The organism is Nostoc sp. 'Peltigera membranacea cyanobiont' 210A (assembly GCF_002246015.1).
Classification (GTDB): Bacteria; Cyanobacteriota; Cyanobacteriia; order Cyanobacteriales; family Nostocaceae; genus Nostoc.
In genome coordinates, this window is record NZ_NOLJ01000030.1 from 1 (window position 1) to 1461 (window position 1461).

Sequence of the window (1461 nt, forward strand, 5' to 3'; positions counted from 1 at the left end):
CAGGGTAAGAGCATCTCAATCAGGCTTGACACAAGGACTCAGAAGAATGTAATGTATTGTCAATGAAGCAACAACTGAGAACCCGAATCATATAATTGTTATCCATAGCGGTGCGTTTCATTTTTTGACGGAGACTACGTTTGTAGGTCTGTTCACGATTGAGAGCATTAAGAGCAATGCGTCGTAGAAGGGCAAAATTTCGGGGACTGTGGAAAGAACGAATGCGACAAGCATCTTCGGCAAAAGTACAATCAAGCGTCCAATGAGCCTGATTTTCAATGCCCCAATGTTTTCGGATAGCCCGACCAATAAGTTGAGCATCGCTGTGTAAAGAAGTCAAATAAAACTGAACTTCGCGGGTAGTTTTGTTCCAAAGATGACGCACACGGACGACCATAACCAAGGTTTGTAATCCTGCCCATAATTTGGGTTGATAAAGCTCAGGAATTGCAATAACGGGTACAGTCCAAACTTCACGAATTTCCCGGCGATGATGTCCTTTCTCAATACGTTTGTCATAACTGAAATCAATCCCCCAAAAATTATTTACAAGAGCGGTTTCAAACCATTCGGTTACTTGAGAATAGAGAGTCGGATGATTAGCTTTAAGTGCCAAGACATAATCACCTTTCTTGTCAATAATCTGTTTGGCAATTTCAGTTTGTGTCCCCATTGCATCAATAGTGATAATGGAGCCAGTGATATCTAATAACTCTAATAATGCCGGAATGGCAGTAATCTCATTGGATTTTTCTTCTACTTTCATTTGTGCCAAAACTAGACTTTGTTCACTAGACCAAGCACTAATGACATGGAGTGCTGACTTGCCTTGATTTCGGTCATAGGAACCTCTAATCGTCTTACCATCTATGGGGATAATCTCTCCTCCCATCTTAGCAACAAGGGTTTCTACCCATCTCAAAAAGCATCGATTTAATGCTTCTGGGTCGAGAAACTCAAATACGCGTCGAAAAGTATCAGACGCTCGAAGACTCGCTAACGCTACGCTATCTGACGGAATTCCGTGTGGTAATGCCAAAAAATCTTCTAACCATGTTTGTTTACTAATGCCATAATTCTCAATATCTTCCCATCCTTGCGCTCCGGCTATAACTGCGAGAATTGCGATTACCAGAATGTCTGTGAGTTGATGTTTTTTGGTTCGCTCTACTCTTGGGTCTTTGATGTCAGATAAATGCTCCACTAAACTCTGTTGAATAGCCTCAATGGATGCTATCTGTATAGGCTTTCGCTGTTGACGAGAACTTTCTTTAGCTACAGCTGATTTAGTTTCAAAGCCCTCAGACATAAAGCTTAATTCCTTTAGTTTTTCGACGACAGCATTGAATTCATCTCACTTATCTTGCTCTGATGTCAAGTACGTTTTTTACAGCGTCGTCCATCCTCATCTTGTTTGATTTGTCAAGTTATCTTTATACAAAATTAGATGAGCTTACCCTG

The 1461-nt window shown here is 40.9% G+C and carries 1 protein-coding gene; it reads right to left on the reverse strand.

The features are described 5' to 3' along the window. Positions 1-19: 19 nt before the first annotated feature. A complete protein-coding gene (locus CDG76_RS35650; RefSeq protein WP_094350813.1) occupies positions 20-1309 on the reverse strand; it encodes an ISAs1 family transposase in 1290 nt (429 codons plus the stop codon). Positions 1310-1461 lie beyond the last annotated feature (152 nt).

Coding starts and splice junctions, on each gene's coding strand:
- CDG76_RS35650 (WP_094350813.1), bottom strand. CDS start 1,309: ATGTCTGAGGGCTTTGAAACTAAATCAGCTGTAGCTAAAGAAAGTTCT.